Annotated in this window: 13 protein-coding genes and 2 tRNA genes; 4 read left to right on the top strand and 11 right to left on the bottom strand. The window is 58.3% G+C overall.

What is annotated here, in order from left to right:
* Positions 1-67: 67 nt before the first annotated feature.
* The 10 genes from infB to rlmE form a co-directional block, all read right to left on the bottom strand.
* On the bottom strand, positions 68-2,755 hold the full coding sequence (gene infB, locus ACJ8HH_RS15690) for a translation initiation factor IF-2 (protein ID WP_033636822.1): 2,688 nt from the start codon (positions 2,753-2,755) through the stop codon (positions 68-70).
* A 23-nt stretch (positions 2,756-2,778) separates the two neighbouring features.
* Entirely contained in the window at positions 2,779-4,287 is a 1,509-nt protein-coding gene (nusA, locus tag ACJ8HH_RS15695) for a transcription termination factor NusA (protein ID WP_019453340.1), read from the bottom strand.
* Positions 4,288-4,308: 21 nt separating this feature from the next.
* The gene (gene rimP / locus ACJ8HH_RS15700; RefSeq protein WP_028127574.1) at positions 4,309-4,761 is read right to left on the bottom strand and encodes a ribosome maturation factor RimP; all 453 of its coding nucleotides are present in this window, start codon (positions 4,759-4,761) and stop codon (positions 4,309-4,311) included.
* Between the two features lie 217 nt (positions 4,762-4,978).
* A tRNA-Met gene (locus ACJ8HH_RS15705) sits at positions 4,979-5,055 on the bottom strand.
* 60 nt (positions 5,056-5,115) lie between these two features.
* Positions 5,116-5,202, bottom strand: a tRNA-Leu gene (locus ACJ8HH_RS15710).
* Between the two features lie 68 nt (positions 5,203-5,270).
* Positions 5,271-5,606, bottom strand: a complete 336-nt coding sequence (gene secG / locus ACJ8HH_RS15715) for a preprotein translocase subunit SecG (RefSeq protein WP_004933519.1) — start codon at positions 5,604-5,606, stop codon at positions 5,271-5,273.
* 220 nt (positions 5,607-5,826) lie between these two features.
* Positions 5,827-7,164, bottom strand: coding sequence for a phosphoglucosamine mutase (glmM, locus tag ACJ8HH_RS15720; RefSeq protein ID WP_039567797.1), 1,338 nt, complete (start codon positions 7,162-7,164; stop codon positions 5,827-5,829).
* Between the two features lie 4 nt (positions 7,165-7,168).
* Positions 7,169-8,005, bottom strand: a complete 837-nt coding sequence (folP, locus tag ACJ8HH_RS15725) for a dihydropteroate synthase (RefSeq protein WP_033648673.1) — start codon at positions 8,003-8,005, stop codon at positions 7,169-7,171.
* A 91-nt stretch (positions 8,006-8,096) separates the two neighbouring features.
* Positions 8,097-10,028 (bottom strand): ATP-dependent zinc metalloprotease FtsH, encoded by a 1,932-nt coding sequence (gene ftsH / locus ACJ8HH_RS15730; protein WP_004933529.1) that lies wholly within the window; start codon positions 10,026-10,028, stop codon positions 8,097-8,099.
* Between the two features lie 56 nt (positions 10,029-10,084).
* On the bottom strand, positions 10,085-10,714 hold the full coding sequence (rlmE, locus tag ACJ8HH_RS15735; protein ID WP_004933533.1) for a 23S rRNA (uridine(2552)-2'-O)-methyltransferase RlmE: 630 nt from the start codon (positions 10,712-10,714) through the stop codon (positions 10,085-10,087).
* A gap of 143 nt (positions 10,715-10,857) precedes the next feature.
* On the opposite strand from rlmE, the gene yhbY reads away from it, so the two are divergent.
* Positions 10,858-11,151 carry a ribosome assembly RNA-binding protein YhbY gene (yhbY, locus tag ACJ8HH_RS15740; RefSeq protein WP_004933536.1) on the top strand — a complete coding sequence of 98 codons (294 nt, stop codon included), beginning with the start codon at positions 10,858-10,860 and terminating at the stop codon, positions 11,149-11,151.
* A 112-nt stretch (positions 11,152-11,263) separates the two neighbouring features.
* On the opposite strand, the gene greA is transcribed toward yhbY, so the two are convergent.
* Positions 11,264-11,740, bottom strand: a complete 477-nt coding sequence (gene greA / locus ACJ8HH_RS15745) for a transcription elongation factor GreA (protein WP_004933539.1) — start codon at positions 11,738-11,740, stop codon at positions 11,264-11,266.
* A 256-nt stretch (positions 11,741-11,996) separates the two neighbouring features.
* On the opposite strand from greA, the gene dacB reads away from it, so the two are divergent.
* The 3 genes from dacB to pmrB are packed head-to-tail and all read left to right on the top strand — an operon-like array spanning position 11,997 to position 15,159.
* Complete coding sequence (gene dacB / locus ACJ8HH_RS15750) at positions 11,997-13,430, top strand: serine-type D-Ala-D-Ala carboxypeptidase (RefSeq protein WP_033648675.1); 1,434 nt, start codon at positions 11,997-11,999, stop codon at positions 13,428-13,430.
* An 8-nt stretch (positions 13,431-13,438) separates the two neighbouring features.
* The gene (pmrA, locus tag ACJ8HH_RS15755) at positions 13,439-14,101 is read left to right on the top strand and encodes a two-component system response regulator PmrA (protein ID WP_197766315.1); all 663 of its coding nucleotides are present in this window, start codon (positions 13,439-13,441) and stop codon (positions 14,099-14,101) included.
* Complete coding sequence (gene pmrB / locus ACJ8HH_RS15760; RefSeq protein WP_060451790.1) at positions 14,098-15,159, top strand: two-component system sensor histidine kinase PmrB; 1,062 nt, start codon at positions 14,098-14,100, stop codon at positions 15,157-15,159. The genes pmrA and pmrB overlap by 4 nt, the downstream gene beginning before the upstream one ends.
* The last annotated feature ends 1 nt before the right edge of the window (position 15,160 follow it).

Consider the following 15,160-nt stretch of genomic DNA (forward strand, 5'->3'; position numbering starts at 1 on the left):
TGGATTCTCCAGACAAATCGGGGGGCACAAGGCCCCCCGTAAACAGATATAAGCAGATGTGCAATCGTTAAGCGATGGAGCGTTGGATCTCAATGATTTCGAACACTTCGATCATGTCGCCGACGCGCACGTCGTTATAGTTCTTAACGCCGATACCACATTCCATGCCGTTACGGACTTCGTTAACGTCATCTTTGAAGCGACGCAGGGATTCCAGCTCGCCTTCATAGATAACCACGTTGTCGCGCAGTACGCGGATTGGGTTGTGACGCTTGATGGTCCCTTCGGTAACCATACAGCCGGCGATAGCGCCGAACTTAGGCGATTTGAACACGTCACGCACTTCGGCCAGGCCGATGATCTGCTGCTTGTATTCCGGCGCCAGCATACCGCTCATCGCCTGCTTCACTTCGTCGATCAGGTTATAGATCACGGAGTAGTAACGCAGATCCAGGCTTTCCGCTTCGATCACGCGGCGCGCAGAAGCGTCGGCACGCACGTTGAAGCCCAGGATGATGGCGTTGGAAGCCGCAGCCAGCGTCGCGTCGGTTTCGGTGATGCCACCTACGCCGGAGCCGACAATCTTCACCTTCACTTCGTCGGTGGAGAGTTTCAGCAGCGAGTCGCTGATCGCTTCGCAAGAACCCTGTACGTCGGACTTCAGTACGATGTTCAGCTCGGACACTTCGCCGTCGGTCATGTTGGCGAACATGTTTTCCAGCTTGGACTTCTGCTGACGCGCCAGTTTGACTTCGCGGAACTTGCCCTGACGGTACAGCGCCACTTCACGCGCTTTCTTCTCGTCACGCACCACGGTCGCTTCGTCACCCGCTGCAGGCACGCTGGACAGACCCAGGATTTCCACAGGAATAGACGGACCGGCAGAGGTCACGTCACGGCCCAATTCGTCGCGCATCGCACGCACACGGCCGTATTCGAAGCCGCACAGAACGATGTCGCCCTTGTTCAGCGTACCTTCCTGAACCAGCACGGTAGCCACAGGGCCACGGCCTTTATCCAGGAAGGACTCGATCACCACGCCGCTCGCCATGCCGCTGCGAACCGCTTTCAGTTCCAGAACTTCGGCCTGCAGCAGGATAGCCTGCAGCAGTTCGTCGATACCGGTACCGGCTTTCGCGGACACGTGGACGAACTGCGCTTCGCCGCCCCACTCTTCCGGCATAACGCCGTACTGAGACAGTTCCTGCTTAACGCGGTCCGGATCGGCTTCCGGCTTGTCGATTTTGTTCACCGCAACCACCAATGGCACCTGCGCCGCTTTCGCGTGCTGGATAGCTTCGATGGTCTGTGGCATCACGCCGTCGTCGGCCGCCACTACCAGCACCACGATGTCAGTCGCCTGAGCACCGCGAGCACGCATCGAGGTAAACGCGGCGTGGCCCGGAGTATCCAGGAAGGTGATCATGCCGTTCTCGGTTTCTACGTGGTAGGCACCGATGTGCTGGGTAATGCCGCCGGCTTCGCCCGCCGCCACTTTGGTGGAGCGGATGTAGTCCAGCAGAGAGGTTTTACCGTGGTCAACGTGGCCCATGATGGTCACGACCGGCGCGCGCGGCTCGGCCGCAGCGCCCGTATCACGGTCGCTCATCAGCGCTTCTTCCAGCTCGTTTTCACGACGCAGGATAACTTTGTGGCCCATCTCTTCGGCAACCAGCTGTGCGGTTTCCTGGTCGATAACCTGGTTGATGGTGGCCATGGCGCCCAGCTTCATCATCACTTTGATGACCTGAGAACCTTTTACCGCCATCTTGTTGGCCAGCTCGGCCACGGTGATGGTTTCGCCGATCACCACGTCACGGTTAACCACCTGCGCCGGCTTGTTGAAGCCCTGCTGCAGAGCGCTAGGCTTGCGTTTGCCTTTACCGCCACGGGTAACGGCACGCGCTTCTTCGCGATCCGCTTTGGATTCGGACAGCTTGTTGCCTTTCTTCTGCTTGGTGGCTTTGCCGCCGCGGGTGCGGCTGCGACGATCGCCTTCAACTTTGGCGTCGTTTTCGTCTTCCGCGGCGCGGGCGTGCTGAGAGGTGGTCACGTGATAGTCGGCGCTTTCAACCGCGGCGCTTGCCGCGTCTGCCTGGGCCCACTTCTCGCCGTTCTCTTCGGCCATGCGACGGGCTTCTTCCGCCACGCGCTTGGCTTCCTCTTCAACCTTGCGGCGCACTTCCTCTTCCGCTTTGCGTTTCAGTTCAGCGGCTTCGGCTTCACGGCGTGCTTTTTCCGCCTGAGCTGGCTTGGTCATTTCGTCGGTATGTTGATTGGTCACTTTTTCTTTTTCCGCTGAATTACGCTTAGCAATCTCCGCGGCCTCACGTTTGGCTTGCTCTTCGGCTGCGCGCTTCGCTTCCGCTTCGCGTTTTGCGAGCTCTTCCGCTTCGCGCCGTGCCTGCTCTTCCGCTTCACGCTGTGCCTGCTCTGCCGCTTCAGCCAACTGGGCTTCCTGCGTATCGCGATTTACATAAGTGCGTTTCTTGCGGACCTCAATTTGCACCGATTTACTTTTACCGCCGGTGCTCGGGATATTCAAGGTGCTGCGCGTTTTGCGCTGCAAAGTGAGTTTACCCGGCGCGCTACCGTGTTCACGGTTCAGGTGCGCCAGCAATGTTTCTTTTTCTTGCTGGGTAACAGAGTCCGACTCGGACTTGTTGATCCCTGCATCAGCAAACTGCTGTACCAGGCGATCAACCGGAGTCTGAATCTCTGCTGCCAGCGATTTTACGGTTACATCTGTCGTCATGCTGTTCCTTCCTGCTACAGTTATTACGCGTTGTCGCCAAACCAACAGATATTGCGTGCAGCCATGATCAGCTCGCCGGCTTGCTCGTCGCTAAGCCCTTCAATATCAGCCAGATCGTCAACACCCTGCTCGGCAAGATCTTCCAGCGTACAAACCCCACGCGCGGCCAGTTTAAAGGCCATGCTGCGCTCAAGACCCGGCAGGTTGAGCAAATCGTCGGCCGGTTTGTTGTCGCCCAGGCTTTCTTCTTGAGCCAGGGCCAGCGTGGTCAATGCAGCTTTGGCGCGTTCGCGCAATGCTTCAACCGTATCTTCATCCAGACCGTCGATTTCCAACAGCTCTTTGATCGGCACGTAGGCCAGCTCTTCCAGCGTGGAGAAGCCTTCTTCAACCAGTACGGTGGCGAAATCTTCGTCGATATCAAGATACTTGGTGAAGGTATCAATAGCGGCATGAGCCTCGGCCTGGTGCTTGGCCTGCAGGTCGTCCGCCGTCATCACGTTCAGTTCCCAACGATCGTCGCCGCGGTGTTGTTTCAGCAGCTGGGAAGCCAAACGCACGTTTTGGCCGTTACGGCCGATCGCCTGCGCCAGGTTGCTGGCTTCAACGGCGATATCCATGGTGCAGTTATCTTCGTCTACCACGATCGACGCGACGTCGGCCGGTGCCATGGCGTTGATGACGAATTGCGCTGGGTTATCATCCCACAGGATGATGTCGATACGTTCGCCGCCGAGCTCGCTCGACACGGCCTGAACGCGCGCACCGCGCATACCTACGCAGGCGCCGACCGGGTCGATGCGCTTGTCGTTGGTTTTCACTGCAATTTTCGCGCGGGAGCCTGGATCGCGGGCTGCCGCTTTAATTTCAATCACTTCTTCGCCGATTTCCGGCACTTCGATGCGGAACAGTTCTTTCAGCATTTCCGAGCTGGAACGGCTGACGAACAGCTGCGCGCCGCGAGCTTCAGGACGCACGGCGTACAGTACGCCGCGAATGCGGTCGCCCGGACGGAAGTTTTCGCGCGGCAGCATGTCTTCACGGCCAATCACCGCTTCGGCGTTGTTGCCCAGATCCAGTGCGATGCTGTCACGGTTCACTTTCTTCACCACGCCGGTGACGATCTCACCTTCGTGTTCACGGAAAGCGTCAACCACCATCGCACGCTCGGCTTCGCGCACTTTCTGCACGATAACCTGCTTGGCGGTTTGGGTGGTGATACGGTCGAAGGTCACGGATTCGATCTGATCTTCGACGTAGCCGCCGAGCTCGATGCTCGGATCCTCAAACTGAGCGGCTTCCAGCGTGATTTCACGCGTTGGCTGCGTCACTTCGTCTACGGCGACCCAACGGCGGAAGGTATCGAAATCGCCGGTTCTGCGGTCAATGCTGACGCGCACGTCGATTTCCTGCTCGTATTTTTTCTTGGTTGCGGTGGCTAATGCAGTTTCCAGCGCTTCGAAAATCTTCTCACGCGGAAGGGATTTTTCATTGGAAACTGCTTCAACAACAGCCAGAATCTCTTTGTTCATCCTAGTTGCCTCTTCCAAACTTTAAAAGTGGGGTACCAGGTTCGCTTTCTGGATGTTGCTCAGCGCGAACACTTCATCTTTCCCTTCCACAGTAACCGTGATCATCTCGCCTTCGACAGACTTGATAATACCCTGCCACTTGCGACGGTTCTGTACCGCCATGCGCAGGACCAGGCTGACTTCTTCACCGAGGAAACGCGTATAGTGCTCTGCGGTGAACATCGGGCGATCAAGGCCAGGAGAGGAGACTTCCAAGTTGTAAGCGACCGTGATTGGATCTTCGACGTCCAATACAGCGCTGACCTGGTGGCTGACATCAGCGCAATCATCAACATTGATGCCGTTATCACTATCAATATAGATGCGGAGCGTCGATTGGCGCGCACGAATGAATTCGATGCCTACAAGCTCAAAGCCCAACGCTTCTACGGGTGCCGAAAGCATCTCTGTTAACTGTTGCTCTAATGTGGACAAGCCCACCCCCAAGACATAAAAAAAGGGCTAAATAGCCCAGTGATTCTGTTGCCAAATAACAAAAAACCCCGAAAAATCGGGGCTTTATGCAACTGGACCCTGTTTGCCGCTAGGCGGCCTCGGTACAACTTTCGAGCAAGTGTCATTTTCAAATGTTGATCGAGAAAAGCGGATTTCAATCGAAAAGTGTATTTGAAAATAAACACTTAAAGGAAAGTGGTTGCGGGGGCCGGATTTGAACCGACGACCTTCGGGTTATGAGCCCGACGAGCTACCAGGCTGCTCCACCCCGCGTCCGAAAACGTGGCAAATACTACGCCGATAATCGCAAAATTGCAAGTTATCTCTGGGATTTGGTACCGAGGATGGGACTCGAACCCACAAGCCCGTTAGGGCACTACCACCTCAAGGTAGCGTGTCTACCAATTCCACCACCTCGGTACTGATTCTTACTGCTAACGACCGTTGTTCTTTCGAGTTCACAACCACCGTTTACAAACTTTTTCGGCTTACTGCGGGATATCGCTGCTCGGCTTGGCAGGTGCTGCCGGCGCGGTTGTCTGCTCAGTTTTCACTGGCTGACCCAGGTTTTCCCACTCACTGCCTTTCTTGCTTTGGTTGCTGCTGAGGTTGCCCAGAATCAGGCTGATGACGAAGAACAGCGTCGCCAGCACAGCAGTCATGCGGGTCATAAAGTTACCGGAACCACTCGAACCGAACAATGTGCCTGATGCACCTGCTCCGAAAGAGGCTCCCATATCAGCGCCTTTACCTTGCTGCAACATAATCAGAGCTACCAGCCCGATTGAAATCAGCAGGAAAATTACCAGAAGAGCTTCGTACATAGTAGTACCCGTATCCTTGCGGCCTCACCGCATGCCAAATGCTTCACACTCATCAAGCAGGCGTTTTTATAAACTGCCTACTGAAGCGGGTGTGAATACTAACCAAAGCCGCCAACCCGCGCAAGGGCAATTTGCAGCCGCCGGCGCGTTTGCGGAAAAAAACGCCAACAATCGCCTATTAGGGCTCAGCTGTGCCGAGCCCGATGGCTAACTGTCTGTTTTAACCGGCGGATTTCACCGCGTCGGCGATGCGATGCGCCAGCGCGGTCACCTGCTGCTCGTCCTCGCCTTCCACCATTACGCGGATCAGCGGCTCGGTGCCCGATTTGCGCAGCAGCACCCGGCCGCGGCCGGCCAACTCGGCCTCTACCTGCTCGGTGACTTTACGCACCGCGTCGGACTCCAGCGGATTGTGTTCGCCGGCGAAGCGCACGTTGACCAGGATCTGCGGCAGCAGCTTCATGCCGCTGCACAGGTCATGCAGGCTCATGTGGTTGCGCACCATGGCGGTCAGCACCTGCAGCCCGGCCACGATACCGTCGCCGGTGGTGGTTTTGTCCAGCAGGATCACATGGCCGGAGTTTTCCGCACCGATACGCCAGCCCAGCTCCTGCAGCTTCTCCAACACATAGCGGTCGCCCACTTTGGCGCGAGCGAACGGAATACCCAGCTGTTTCAGCGCCAGCTCCAGCCCCATGTTGCTCATCAGGGTGCCGACCGCACCACCGCGCAGTTGCCCTTGACGCAGGCCTTCGCGGGCGATGATGTACAAGATCTGATCGCCGTCCACCTTGTTGCCCAGGTGATCCACCATCATCACGCGATCGCCGTCGCCGTCGAACGCCAGGCCCACGTGCGCTTTTTCCAGCAGCACGCGCTCCTGCAGCTGACGCACGTCGGTAGCGCCGCATTTTTCGTTGATGTTCATGCCGTCCGGCTCAACGCCGATGGCGATCACCGTGGCGCCCAGCTCGCGCAGCACGCTCGGCGCGATGTGGTAGGTCGCCCCGTTGGCGCAGTCAACCACGATTTTCAGCCCCTTCAGGCTCAGCTCGCTTGGGAAGGTGCCTTTGCAGAATTCGATATAGCGGCCGGCGGCGTCGATGATGCGGCTGGCTTTACCCAGCTCGGCGGACTCCACGCAGGTCAGCGGTTTTTCCATCTCGGCTTCGATAGCTTCTTCGACGTTGTCCGGCAGCTTGGCGCCGTCGATCGAGAAGAACTTGATGCCGTTGTCATAAAACGGGTTATGCGAGGCGGAGATGACGATGCCGGCTTCGGCGCGGAAGGTGCGCGTCAGATAAGCCACCGCCGGGGTGGGCATCGGCCCGGTGAAGGAGGCGGACAATCCTGCGGCCGCCAGGCCGGCCTCCAGCGCGGACTCTAGCATATAACCGGAGATGCGCGTGTCCTTACCGATGATGATTTTGCGCGAACCGTGGCGCGCCAGCACTTTACCGGCCGCCCAGCCCAGCTTCAGCACGAAGTCCGGCGTGATGGGGCTGTCCCCGACCTTGCCACGGATGCCGTCGGTGCCAAAATATTTGCGCTCGCTCATGTCTCTACTGTCCCTTAGCTGAAAGTGTTGCCTCGACGACACGCATCGCCTCGACGGTTTCTTTAACGTCATGCACTCTGACAATCTGCGCGCCCTGCATCGCCGCGATCACCGCGCAGGCCACGCTGCCGATCACCCGTTGATCCGGCGGCACGTTCAGCAGTTGCCCAATCATCGATTTACGCGACATGCCGACCAATAGCGGCAAACCGAAACGATGAAACTCCGACAACCGCGCCAGAAGCTGATAGTTGTGCGCCAAATTTTTACCGAAACCGAAGCCTGGGTCGAGCAGCAATTTCTGATTTGTTATCCCCGCCTCGTTACAGCGCCGGATATGGTGCTCGAAAAACGCCTGAACGTCGGCAATCAGGTCATCGTAGTGCGGCGCCTGCTGCATGGTGCGCGGCTGCCCTTGCATATGCATCAGACAGACCGGCAGCCCGCTTTCCGCCGCCGCCGCCAGGGCACCCGGCTCCTGCAGCGAACGGATGTCGTTGATCAGGTGTGCGCCGGCGTGCGCTGATTCGCGGATCACGCCCGCTTTCGAGGTATCGACAGAGATAAAGACTTCAAAACGCTGCGCCAGCGCTTCCACTACCGGCACGACCCGTTCCAATTCTTCCTCTTCACTCACCTCTGCCGCCCCCGGCCTTGTCGACTCGCCGCCGATATCGATCATCGTGGCGCCGGCCGAAATCAGCGCATGCGCGTGCAGCAGCGCCTGGTTCAGGGTGTTGTGGCGGCCGCCGTCGGAAAACGAATCCGGCGTCACGTTGAGGATGCCCATCACCTGCGGATGGGAGAGATTGAGCGTCATGTCGCGCACGGTTAACTGCATGGTTGGTCCACCTTACTGTTGCCTGGTTCACTGCCCGCCGGGCAAAAAAAACCCCGGCATGCCGGGGTTTGATGTTATTACACAGCCGCAGTTACTTGTCGAGCTGTTCGGACATGGTGTTGCCCGGCGTTGGGGTGCGCGGCTCATCTACCGGCGTCGGGGCTTTCGGGGTGCCGCCGTTGTCGGAGCTGTTGCCTTTGTTCGCATCGTCCCAACCCGCAGGCGGACGCACGTCTTTGCGGTTCATCAGATCGTCGATCTGCGGCGCATCGATGGTTTCGTACTTCATCAGCGCATCCTTCATCGAGTGCAGGATGTCCATGTTTTCCATCAGCAGCGAGCGAGCACGCGTGTAGTTACGCTCGATCAGCGACTTCACTTCCTGGTCGATGATGCGCGCGGTTTCATCCGACATGTGCTTCGCCTTGGCCACGGAACGGCCCAGGAACACTTCGCCCTCTTCTTCCGCATACAGCAGCGGCCCCAGCTTCTCGGAGAAGCCCCACTGGGTCACCATGTTGCGGGCGATGGAGGTCGCCACTTTGATGTCGTTCGACGCACCGGTAGAGACTTTCTCCGGCCCGTAGATGATCTCTTCCGCCAGACGGCCGCCGTACAGGGTGGAGATTTGGCTCTCCAGCTTCTGACGGCTGGCGCTGATCGCATCCCCTTCCGGCAGGAAGAAGGTCACGCCGAGCGCACGGCCGCGAGGAATGATGGTCACCTTATGCACCGGATCGTGTTCAGGAACCAGGCGGCCAATGATGGCATGGCCCGCTTCGTGATACGCGGTCGACTCTTTCTGCGCTTCGGTCATCACCATGGAGCGGCGTTCCGCACCCATCATGATCTTGTCTTTGGCTTTCTCGAACTCCACCATCGACACCACGCGCTTGTTGCCGCGGGCGGCGAACAGCGCCGCTTCGTTGACCAGGTTAGCCAGATCGGCACCGGAGAAGCCCGGCGTACCGCGCGCAATGACGGAGGCGTCGATGTCGGCCGCCAACGGCACGCGGCGCATGTGCACCTTCAGGATCTGCTCACGGCCACGCACATCCGGCAGCCCGACCACAACCTGACGGTCGAAACGGCCCGGGCGCAGCAGCGCAGGGTCAAGCACGTCCGGGCGGTTGGTGGCCGCAATGACGATGATGCCTTCGTTGCCTTCGAAACCGTCCATCTCAACCAGCATCTGGTTCAGGGTCTGTTCGCGCTCATCGTGACCGCCACCCAGGCCGGCGCCACGCTGGCGACCGACGGCGTCGATTTCATCGATGAAGATGATGCACGGCGCGGCTTTCTTCGCTTGCTCGAACATGTCGCGCACGCGGGATGCACCCACACCGACGAACATTTCGACGAAGTCGGAACCGGAAATAGTGAAGAACGGCACCTTCGCTTCGCCGGCGATCGCTTTCGCCAACAGCGTTTTACCGGTCCCCGGTGGGCCAACCATCAGCACGCCTTTCGGGATCTTGCCGCCCAATTTCTGGAAACGGCTCGGCTCGCGCAGGTATTCCACCAGTTCGCTCACCTCTTCTTTCGCTTCGTCACAACCGGCGACATCGGCGAAAGTGGTCTTGATCTGGTCTTCCGTCAGCATGCGGGCCTTGCTCTTGCCGAAGGACATCGCGCCCTTGCCGCCGCCGCCCTGCATTTGCCGCATAAAGAAGATCCAGACCCCGATCAGCAACAGCATCGGGAACCAGGAGATAAAGATAGAAGCCAGCAGGCTCGGCTCTTCAGGCGGCTCGCCGACAACTTTCACATTCTTCGTTAACAACGTATCCAGCAACTTAGGATCGTTGACAGGGATGTAGGTCGTGTATTTGTTACTGTCTTTCTTGGTAACGTTAATTTCACGTCCGTTGATTCGCGCTTCGCGAACCTGGTCCTGGGTCAGTTCGGACATGAAGGTAGAGTAATCCACCCTACGGCCATTCGACTCGCTGGGCCCAAAGCTCTGGAATACAGACATCAACACTACCGCGATGACTAACCAGAGAATTAGGTTTTTCGCCATGTCACTCAAGGGATTAACCTCATCTTACAACTGTGTTAACAAACAGCGTTAGGGTACTACAGTTTGCGCCCTGTCGCTACAATGTACACTTCGCGCGAACGGGCGCGGGAAGCGTCTGGCTTACGAATCTTAACCTTCGTAAACAGGGAGCGAATTTCCCGTAGGTACTCGTCAAAGCCATCTCCCTGGAACACCTTCACCAGGAAACTTCCGCCTGGTGCGAGGACATCCCGACACATATCCAGCGCCAACTCCACCAGATACATCGACCTTGGAATATCGACCGCCGGGGTGCCACTCATATTCGGGGCCATATCGGACATGACCACCTGAACCTTACTCTCGCCTACTCGTTCCAACAGCGCCTTCAGCACCAGTTCATCACGAAAATCGCCCTGAAGGAAATCGACGCCAACGATAGGATCCATTGGCAAAATATCACAGGCGATGATGCGCCCGGTACCGCCGATTTGGGTGACCACATACTGCGACCAGCCGCCCGGCGCGGCGCCGAGATCCACCACGGTCATGCCCGGTTTGAACAGTTTGTCGCTCTGCTGTATTTCATCAAGTTTAAACCAGGCGCGGGAACGCAGTCCCTTTTTCTGCGCCTGCTGTACATATTTATCGCTAAAGTGTTCTTGTAACCAGCGACTGGAGCTAGCCGAACGCTTTTTATTAGCCATCTCGTTTTCCAACTATCATAAAAAGAGTCTTATGTCAGGGTCGCTGCTCACGTAGACTCACACCGGTGAAGACCGATTTGGTGATATACATGAGATGGCGGTAGAATGTACCGTTTTCAATCCCAACTTAAGCAAAAAAGACAATGAATCTGAATAATAAACAAAAACAGCACCTGAAAGGCCTGGCGCATCCGTTAAAACCGGTGGTGATGCTGGGCAATAACGGTCTTACCGAAGGGGTGCTGGCTGAAATTGAACAGGCTCTGGAGCATCACGAGCTGATCAAGGTAAAAATCGCCGCTGAAGATCGCGAAACCAAAACCCTGATCGCCGATGCTATCGTGCGTGAAACGGGCGCCTGCAATGTGCAAGTTATCGGCAGTACGCTTATTCTTTACCGCCCGTCGAAAGAGCGCAAGATCAGTCTACCGCGTTAATAACCATCAGGTTAACGAAAAGGTGCCATGCGCCTGACCAAGATAAAAGGCCGCTTGCGGCCTTTTTCCTATCTTTACAAAACGTTGGCGCATTAATGACCAACGGCCTCGATCAGAGATACTCAACCTTCAGGATCTCATACTCGACGTCGCCGCCAGGGGTTTTGATCACCACCACATCGTCTTGCTCTTTGCCAATCAGGCCGCGCGCCATCGGCGAGTTTACCGAAATCAGATTTTTCTTGAAATCGGCCTCATCGTCGCCAACGATGCGGTAAGTCACTTCTTCTTCACTGTCCAGATTCATCACCGATACGGTGGCGCCGAAGATCACTCGGCCGGTGTTCGGCATCTTGGTGATATCGATCACCTGAGCATTGGACAGCTTGGCTTCGATTTCCTGAATGCGGCCTTCGCAGAAACCCTGCTGTTCGCGGGCGGCGTGGTACTCGGCATTCTCTTTCAAATCGCCGTGCTCGCGCGCCTCAGCGATGTCCGCAATGATTTTCGGGCGGCGCACGCTTTTCAGATATTCGAGCTCTTCGCGCAGTTTTTCAGCGCCAAACAAGGTCATCGGAATTTGGTTCATCGTATAAATACCTCTAAATCTTTCCTGTTCAAATAACCGTCATCCTGACGTATTCGTATGAAAACACGGTTGGCATACCGCCACCCGCCTCCAGGCGACAAACAAAAGAAACCTGACTCGGAACGGAGCCCAAGCCAAGATCGGTTTTGCATTTTGATACGCATTTTAGCCTAGAGTTCCTTGAGGGTCATCGTTTACTTTTTCCCTGATTGCACCGTAGTATGACGGCACGTTATCCAGCTGTTATCCCGAGATTATGCGTTTTTCACGAATTGTCAGTGCATTGGCTTGCGCATTCGTTCTGAATGCGAATGCGGCCCCGGTTGAAGAGTACACACAATATCTGCCTGATGGGGCCAACCTTGCCCTGGTCGTTCAGAAAATCGGTGCCGGCGCGCCGACGATCGATTATCACTCTCAGCAGATGGCGCTGCCGGCCAGTACCCAAAAAGTGCTGACGGCGCTGGCGGCATTGCTGCAACTCGGGCCCGATTACCGTTTCACCACCACGCTGGAGAGCCAGGGCGATATCCGCGACGGCGTGCTGCGCGGCAACCTGATCGCCCGCTTCAGCGGCGATCCGACCTTCAAACGCCAGAGCCTGCGCAATATGGTGGCCGTCCTGAAGAAACAGGGCGTGCGCCAAATCAGCGGCGACGTGCTGGTCGATACCTCGGTCTTCGCCAGCCATGACAAGGCGCCCGGCTGGCCGTGGAACGATCTGACGCAGTGCTTCAGCGCGCCGCCGGCCGCCGCCATCGTCGATCGCAACTGTTTCTCGGTCTCGCTGTACAGCGCGCCGAATCCGGGCGACATGGCGTTTATCCGCGTCGCCTCCTATTATCCGGTCAATATGTTTAGCCAGGTGCGTACCCTGGCGCGCGGCTCTGCAGACGCGCAGTACTGCGAACTGGACGTGGTGCCGGGCGAGCTGAACCGCTTTACCCTGACCGGCTGCCTGACGCAGCGCAGCGAACCGCTGCCGTTGGCCTTCGCCATCCAGGATGGCGCCAGCTACGCGGGCGCCATCCTGAAAGACGAACTGATCCAGGCCGGCATCCAGATCGACGGGCACTTGAAACGCCAGACGCGTCCCGGCATCACCGGCACGGTGATCGCGCAAACCCAGTCGGCACCGCTGCACGATCTGTTGAAGATCATGCTGAAAAAATCGGACAACATGATCGCCGATACCGTCTTCCGCACCATCGGCCACGAACGCTTCGGCGTGCCGGGCACCTGGCGAGCGGGTGCCGATGCGGTACGTCAGGTGCTGCGCCAGAAGGCCGGCATCGATCTGGGTAACACCATCATCGCCGACGGCTCCGGCCTGTCGCGCCACAACCTGCTGGCGCCGGCGACCATGATGCAGGCGCTGCAGTACATCGCGCAGCACGACAACGAGCTGAACTTCATCTCGATGCTGCCGCTGTCCGGCTATGACGGCACCCTGCGCTACCGCGGCGGCCTGCACGAAGCCGGCGTCGACGGCAAAGTGTCGGCCAAGACCGGCGCGCTGCAGGGCGTGTACAACCTGGCGGGCTTCATCACCACCGCCAGCGGCCAGCGCATGGCCTTCGTGCAGTATCTCTCCGGCTACGCCGTGCCGCCGGAGGATCAGAAACAGCGCCGCGCGCCGCTGGTGCGTTTCGAAAGCCGCCTGTATCGGGATATTTACCAAAACAACTGAGGATCATCATGAAGCTGCTGGTCGTTGAGGATGATGAACTGTTGCAACAGGGGCTGGCGCTGGCGCTGACCGGCGAAGGTTATGTCTGCGACTGCGCCGCCACGGCGGCGGAGGCCAACAGCCTGCTCATCACCAGCCGATACAGCATGGTGATCCTGGATCTCGGCCTGCCGGACACCGACGGCGCCGCGCTGCTGCGGCAGTGGCGCCGCCAACAGATCGATCTGCCGGTGCTGATCCTGACCGCCCGCGACGCGCTGGAAGACCGCGTCGACGGGCTGGACGCCGGCGCCGACGACTACCTGGTCAAACCCTTCGCGCTGGTCGAGCTGCAGGCGCGCGTGCGCGCCCTCCTGCGGCGCTACCAGGGGCACAGCGACAATCTGATGCAGGTGGACGATCTGCAGCTGAACCTCTCCAGCCAGCAGGTTTACCTGCAGCAGCAGCCGGTGGAGGTCACGCCGAAAGAGTTCGCCATTCTGGCGCGTCTTATCATGCGTGCCGGGCAGACGGTCAACCGTGAACTCCTGCAGCAGGATCTCTACACCTGGCAGGACGACTTGGGCTCCAACACGCTGGAAGTGCACATTCACAACCTGCGCCGCAAACTGGGCAAGGATCGCATCCGCACCGTGCGCGGCATCGGCTACCGCCTGGAACCCTCCTCATGATCAGCATGCGCCGCCGCCTGCTGCTGATGCTGGCGCTGATCCTGCTGGTCACGCAACTCATCAGCGCCTTCTGGCTGTGGCACGAAAGCCAGGAACAGATCGGCTTCCTGGTGGACGAAACCCTGTCCGCCAAAGTGCGTACCGAACGCGTCGATAGCGAGATCGCCGAGGCCATCGCGTCGCTGTTGGCGCCTTCGCTGATCATGATGATCGTCACGCTGCTGGCGTCGTTTTGGGCCATCAGTTGGATCATCCGCCCGCTCAACCAATTGCAGAAACGGCTGGAAAAGCGCTCTGCCGATAACCTGACGCCGCTGCCGATCGCCAGCGACAGCCAGGAAATGGTGGCGGTCACCAATGCACTCAATCAGCTGTTCTCACGATTGGACAACACCATTCAACAGGAACGCCTGTTCACTGCCGACGCCGCCCACGAGCTGCGCACGCCGCTGGCCGGCATCCGCCTGCATCTGGAACTGATGGAGAAACAGGGCGTCAAGGGCAGCCAGGCGCTGATCGCCCGCATCGATCAACTGATGCACACCGTCGAGCAGTTGCTGATGCTGTCGCGCGCCGGGCAAGACTTCGCCCGCGGCCATTATCAGCATGTCGATTGGGTGGCCGATGTGATCCAGCCGCTGCGTGAAGAGCTCGACGAAATGGCCGCCCAACGCGGGCAGACGCTGGACTGGCACTTGCCGGCTACTGCCACAGTAAACGGCGATCCTGTGCTGCTGCGGCTGCTGCTGCGCAACCTGGTCGAAAACGCCCACCGTTACGGCCCTGAAGGCGGCGCGATACAGGTGAGGTTAACGCCGCAAGACAACGGCTATCTGCTGCAAGTCATCGACGATGGCCCGGGTATCAAGGAAGAGATGGTCGGGGAGCTGACGCAGGCGTTTCGCCGCATGGATCAACGCTACGGCGGCAGTGGGCTGGGCCTGAATATCGTGATCCGCATCGTGCAGTTGCACCAGGGGCGTTTGACGCTGGAAAACCGCCGCGATGCGCGCGGCCTGAACGCCCAGTGCTGGCTGCAGGAAAAGGCGCTTAAATAAC

Origin of the sequence: Serratia sp. CY32780, from assembly GCF_052169135.1 — a bacterium.
GTDB classification, from domain to species: Bacteria; Pseudomonadota; Gammaproteobacteria; order Enterobacterales; family Enterobacteriaceae; genus Serratia; species Serratia sarumanii.

Coding starts and splice junctions, on each gene's coding strand:
- nusA (WP_019453340.1), bottom strand. CDS start 4,287: ATGAACAAAGAGATTCTGGCTGTTGTTGAAGCAGTTTCCAATGAAAAA.
- dacB (WP_033648675.1), top strand. CDS start 11,997: ATGCGTTTTTCACGAATTGTCAGTGCATTGGCTTGCGCATTCGTTCTG.
- pmrB (WP_060451790.1), top strand. CDS start 14,098: ATGATCAGCATGCGCCGCCGCCTGCTGCTGATGCTGGCGCTGATCCTG.
- ftsH (WP_004933529.1), bottom strand. CDS start 10,028: ATGGCGAAAAACCTAATTCTCTGGTTAGTCATCGCGGTAGTGTTGATG.
- infB (WP_033636822.1), bottom strand. CDS start 2,755: ATGACGACAGATGTAACCGTAAAATCGCTGGCAGCAGAGATTCAGACT.
- yhbY (WP_004933536.1), top strand. CDS start 10,858: ATGAATCTGAATAATAAACAAAAACAGCACCTGAAAGGCCTGGCGCAT.
- pmrA (WP_197766315.1), top strand. CDS start 13,439: ATGAAGCTGCTGGTCGTTGAGGATGATGAACTGTTGCAACAGGGGCTG.
- secG (WP_004933519.1), bottom strand. CDS start 5,606: ATGTACGAAGCTCTTCTGGTAATTTTCCTGCTGATTTCAATCGGGCTG.
- glmM (WP_039567797.1), bottom strand. CDS start 7,164: ATGAGCGAGCGCAAATATTTTGGCACCGACGGCATCCGTGGCAAGGTC.
- folP (WP_033648673.1), bottom strand. CDS start 8,005: ATGCAGTTAACCGTGCGCGACATGACGCTCAATCTCTCCCATCCGCAG.
- rlmE (WP_004933533.1), bottom strand. CDS start 10,714: ATGGCTAATAAAAAGCGTTCGGCTAGCTCCAGTCGCTGGTTACAAGAA.
- greA (WP_004933539.1), bottom strand. CDS start 11,740: ATGAACCAAATTCCGATGACCTTGTTTGGCGCTGAAAAACTGCGCGAA.